At 68.9% G+C, this 5,143-nt stretch carries 5 protein-coding genes; all 5 read left to right on the top strand.

The annotated features are described in order from the left end of the window. Window positions 1–80, top strand: an 80-nt coding sequence (locus VHS75_RS23015) for a hypothetical protein (RefSeq protein WP_329637958.1), incomplete at its 5' end; no start/stop codon positions are given. A 168-nt stretch (window positions 81–248) separates the two neighbouring features. Further along, entirely contained in the window at window positions 249–2,684 is a 2,436-nt protein-coding gene (gene galA / locus VHS75_RS07480) for a beta-galactosidase GalA (protein ID WP_329637983.1), read from the top strand. A gap of 111 nt (window positions 2,685–2,795) precedes the next feature. Then, window positions 2,796–3,632: a GIN domain-containing protein gene (locus VHS75_RS07475; RefSeq protein WP_329637982.1), complete on the top strand. Its 837-nt coding sequence runs from the start codon at window positions 2,796–2,798 to the stop codon at window positions 3,630–3,632. Window positions 3,633–3,686: 54 nt separating this feature from the next. Then, window positions 3,687–4,520 (top strand): GIN domain-containing protein, encoded by an 834-nt coding sequence (locus VHS75_RS07470; RefSeq protein WP_329637981.1) that lies wholly within the window; start codon window positions 3,687–3,689, stop codon window positions 4,518–4,520. 318 nt (window positions 4,521–4,838) lie between these two features. Then, on the top strand, window positions 4,839–5,143 hold a 305-nt coding region (gene rpsJ / locus VHS75_RS07465), incomplete at its 3' end, for a 30S ribosomal protein S10 (RefSeq protein WP_012521787.1).

Below are 5,143 nucleotides of genomic sequence, written 5' to 3'. Positions count from 1 at the left end.
TGGACCAGGGCCTGCGCTTCGCCATCCGCGAAGGCGGCCGCACGGTCGGCTCCGGCGTGGTGAGCAAGATCATCAAGTAGGCCCAGCCGCCTCACTTGAACTGAACGCAGAGGCCGTCGGGGAAACCCGGCGGCCTTTTGCGTTGCGGCTTTCCCACCGCGCGGTCACGCTGGCGCCAACCACGGCCCGGAGCCGTGGAACAGGCGGGGGATGGCATGGAGCGGCGGCGGTTTTTGAAGGCGGCGGGCGTGGCCGCAGGCGCGGCGCTGACGGCCCCACGCATCGCCGGCGCGGCTGAGCCGGCGGCCGCCAAGGCGTCCAGCGCGCTCACGGCCAGCGGCCCCGGCGAGCGGCTGTCGCTCGACCTCGGCTGGCGCTTCCACCTGGGCGACGTCCCGATGCCGGTCCCCCACACCGGCGACCAGAGCTACGCCAGCACCAAGGCCGGCGCGGCGGGCGGGGCGGCGGGGCTGCGCTATGACGCCTCCGCCTGGCGCAAGCTGGACCTGCCGCACGACTTCGTGGTCGAGGGTCCGTTCCTCGAGACCGCCAACGTCGGCCAGGGCTACCGCCCCAAGGGCGTCGCCTGGTATCGCCGCACCCTGCGCCTGGACCCCGCCGATCAGGGCAAGCACCTGGAGCTGCAGTTCGACGGCATCGCCACCAACGCCACCGTCTGGGTGAACGGCAATGTCGTGGCGCACAGCTGGAGCGCCTATTCCTCGATCTACATCGACATCACGGCTCTCGCCCGGTTCGGGGACGAGCTGAACGCCATCGCCGTGCGCGTCGACGCCGACCCGCTGGAGGGCTGCTGGTACGAGGGCGGCGGCATCTATCGCCACGCCTGGCTGGTGAAACGGCCGCCGGTCCACCTGATCACCGACGGTGTCTACGCGCACCCGGTCAAGGAGGGCGAAGATCTCTGGCGACTGCCGGTGGAGGCCACGGTGGCGAACGTCGGCGAGGCCGCCGCCGACGCCGAGGTCGAGATGGTGCTGGTGGATGCGGATGGAAAGCCGGTCGCCCACGCGCGCACTCTCCTTGCCATCGCGCCGTTCGAGCGGGGCGTGGCGCGGCGGTCACTGGAGGTTACTGGGGTCAAGCTGTGGTCGCTGGAGACCCCAACGCTCTACCGAGTCCGCACCACCGTGCGGCAGGCCGGGACGATCGTGGACGAGGCGGTGACGCTCTGCGGCTTCCGCACCCAGAGGTTCGATCCGGACAAGGGCTTCTTCCTCAACGACAAGTCGGTGAAGATCCAGGGCGTCTGCATCCACCAGGATCACGCGGGCCTGGGCGTGGCCCTGCCGGACTCGATCATCGACTTTCGGCTCCGGCGGCTGAAGGCGCTGGGTTGTAACGCCATCCGCTCGTCGCACAACGCGCCGACCCGTGAGCTGCTCGACGCCGCCGACCGGCTGGGCTTCCTGGTGATGGACGAGAACCGGCTGTTCAACACCAGCCCCGACTACCTGCGCCTGGTGGAGTGGATGGTGCGGCGCGACCGCAACCACCCGAGCGTGATCCTGTGGTCGGTGTTCAACGAGGAACCGCTGCAGGGTCGCCGCGAGGGCTATGAGATGGTCCGCCGCATGGCCGCTGTGGTGAAATGCCTGGATACGACCCGGCCGGTCACCGCGGCGATGAACAGCGGCATGTTCTCGCCGAAGAACGTCTCCCAGGCGGTCGATGTGGTGGGTTTCAACTACCAGATCGCCGTCTACGACCCGTTCCATTCGGCCAATCCGAGCAAGCCGATGACCAGCTCCGAGGACACCTCGGCGGTCAGCACGCGCGGCGAGTACGCCACCGACATGAACGCCCATGTTCTGACGTCCTACGACGACGTGGCGCGGCCCTGGGGCGCGACGCACCGGGCGGCCTGGAAGGCCATCGCCGCGCGCCCCTTCGTGGCTGGAGCCTTCGTCTGGACCGGCTTCGACTACCGCGGCGAACCGCAGCCCTTCGAATGGCCGACCGCCAGCTCCTCGTTCGGGATCATGGACCTCTGCGGCTTCGAGAAGGCGGCCTTCTACATCCACCAGGCGCAATGGGTGAAAGACCGCCCGATCCTGCATCTGATCCCGCACTGGAACTGGCCGGGCCGGGAGGGCCAGCCGATCCGCGTCGTGGCCATGGCCAACACCGAGACCGTCGCCCTGATGCTGAACGGCAAGCTGATCGGCGAGCAGAAGGTCGATCCTTTCGAGATGAACGAATGGCAGGTCCCCTACGTGCCCGGGCGGCTGGAAGCGGTGGGCAAGACGGCCGGCAAGATCGTGGCCCACACCGTGGTGGAGACGACCGGCGCGCCCGTCGCTCTTCGCCTGACGCCGGACCGCGGGAGCCTGGCGGGGGATGGCCGTGACGCCGCGCCGGTGACGGCCGACGCCATAGACGCCAGGGGCCGCGCCGTGCCGACCGCCAACCTTGCGGTCAGCTTTGAGATCGACGGCGGGCGGATCATCGGCCTGGGCAACGGCGACGCCAACAGCCACGAGCCGGAGAAGGGCGCGGCGCGGCGGCTCTATAATGGGCTGGCCCAGGTGATCGTGCAGAGCGAGGCGGGCGGTTCCGGCGTCCTGGTCCTTCGCGCGCGGGCCGAGGGCCTGAAGGCCGCCGAGGCGCGCATCGCTGTGCGGGCCGATCGCGGACCTCCCAGCGTCCCGCGGCCTGATTAGGCCACCATGTGTCCCGCAGATGACCTAAGAGTCATGACCGCGAATTAAGCTGCTTCGACTGCAACGCAGGACTAGCTTCCCGGTCACAAACTGGGATTGGGGAACTTCGTCATGCGCCTTGTCTTCGCGCTCATATCCACGGCCGCCGCCGTCGCTGCGGCCGGCGCCGCCTACGCCGGGCCCTCCGTCGAGATCCGCGATGCGGTCGCCCGCGTCACCGTGATCCCGGAGGACCGGACCGACATCAAGGTCGAGATGTTGACCACCAACCCGTCGCTGCCGCTCGAAGTGCGCAATGAGGGGACCACCGTGACGATCAACGGCAACCTCGCGCACCGGATCACCGACTGCCACACCAAGGGCGATCACCCCTCGGCCTGGGTGCGCGGCGTCGGCGAGATCACCTACGACAACATGCCCCAGGTGGTGATCCGCACGCCCAAGGCGGTGGCCCTGGAAACCGGCGGCGCGGTCTATGGCTCGGTCGGCCGCGGCGCGGCCAGCCTGGACCTGGAAAACGCCGGCTGCAGCGGCTGGACGATCGCCGACGTGGCGGGCGCGGTCAGCCTGCGCGAATCCGGCGCCGGTTCGGCCAAGATGGGCTCGGCCGGCAAGCTGGAAGTCCGGCTCTCCGGGGCGGGCAGCGTCCACGCCACCACCGTGCGCCAGGGGCTTGACGCGACGCTCTCCGGCGCCGGCAGCGTCAACATCGACGATCTGTCCGGTCCGGTGCAGGCCCATGTCTCCGGCGTCGGCCATATCCGGGCGATCCAAGGCCACGCGACGACGGTTCGCGCGTCGGTCTCCGGCGTCGGCGGCGTGGAATTCGGCGGTGACGCCCAGTCGCTGGACGCCTCCATCTCCGGTTTCGGCGGCATCAAGGTGAAGGCAGTCAGTGGTCAGGTGACCAAATCGATTTCCGGCGGCGGGCACGTGTCGATCGGCTGAGGCCGCGCCCCCGACGCCACGGATCCAGATCAATTAGAAGACGGAGAAGTCCAGATGCGTATGTCCCTCATGCTGGCGGCCACCACCGCCGCAGCCCTGACCGCCGGCGCCGCGAGCGCGGCCATGGTCGAGGTGAAGGACGCCGTCGCGCGGGTCACGGTGATCCCGGAGAACCGCAGCGACATCAAGGTCGACATCGTCCAGGCCAACCCCAGGCTGCCGCTTGAGGTCCGCACCTTCGCCGGCCAGACCATTGTCGACGGCCGCCTGCGCCGCCGCATCCGCGACTGCCACGGCTCAGGCGAGAACGTCTCGGTTCGCGTGCGCGACGTCGGCGACGTGGGCTTCCGCGAGATGCCGCAGATCGTCATCCATACGCCGCGCGACGTCGAGGTCGACGCCGGCGGCGCGGTCTGGGGCTCGGTGGGCCGTTCGGCCAGCGTCAAGCTCGGCAACGCGGGCTGCGGCGACTGGACGGTGGGTAACACCGAGGGCGCCATGCGCGTCAGCCAGGCCGGCTCCGGCGACACCCGCACCGGCTCGGCGGCCTCGGCCAAGGTCCGCGTGGCGGGCTCAGGCGACACCAGCGTGGGCGATATCCGCGGGCCTCTTGAGGTCGATATCGCCGGCTCCGGCGACGTGACAGTGGCTTCGATCGCAGGGCCGCTGGATGTCCATATCGCGGGCTCCGGCGACGTGAAGGTGGCCGGCGGCAAGGCCACGACCATGGCCGTCCACATGGCCGGCTCCGGCAATGTGGATTTCCGCGGGACCGCTGAGACGCTACGCGCCCGAATCGCCGGCTCCGGCGACGTCCGGGCCAAGGCGGTGACCGGCTCGGTCTCCAAGACCGTGATGGGCTCCGGCGGGGTCACGATCGGGAACTAGGCTGCTGCGTCCTGGGGGCAGGGAAGGGCGGCCGCAAACCGCCTGCCTGCCCTTGACGCGGGCGAGTCGCGCAGGTAGTAACGCGCCTCCTGTTGGACCGGCTGTAGCTCGCAAGGGCTAGACGCGGTTCGCAGAACGAACTGAGATACTGATTACATTGGTATTTCGGGCAGGGCCCTCGCGGGTGTCTCGCGCGGGCCTAAGTCGTTTTAGCGGACTTACGCGTACGAACTTCTCCTCGGAGGCGTTCGGGTTGGTCTTTGAAATGGTCGAGATCACGCGGACGGTTCGTCGTCTGTAGGGAACGAAAAGAGCGATATGGATCGTCAGAACATCCGCATCCGCCTCAAGGCGTTTGACCACCGCGTGCTGGACCATTCCACGCGCGAGATCGTCAACACCGCCAAGCGGACCGGCGCGACCGTGCGCGGGCCAATCCCGCTGCCGACGCGCATCGAGAAATTCACCGTCAACCGTTCGCCGCACATCGACAAGAAGTCGCGCGAGCAGTTCGAAATCCGCACGCACAAGCGCGTGCTCGATATCGTCGACCCCACCCCGCAGACCGTGGACGCGCTGATGAAGCTCGACCTGTCCGCCGGCGTGGACGTCGAGATCAAGCT

Origin of the sequence: Phenylobacterium sp. (assembly GCF_036264965.1) — a bacterium.
GTDB lineage: Bacteria > Pseudomonadota > Alphaproteobacteria > Caulobacterales > Caulobacteraceae > Phenylobacterium.
The sequence above is the reverse complement of the archived record's forward strand: the minus strand, read 5'-3'. Positions and strand labels throughout refer to the sequence as shown.

Excerpts from the sequence above, each read along its gene's own strand:
- VHS75_RS07475 (WP_329637982.1), top strand. The coding sequence starts at position 2,796 with ATGCGCCTTGTCTTCGCGCTCATATCCACGGCCGCCGCCGTCGCTGCG.
- VHS75_RS07470 (WP_329637981.1), top strand. The coding sequence starts at position 3,687 with ATGCGTATGTCCCTCATGCTGGCGGCCACCACCGCCGCAGCCCTGACC.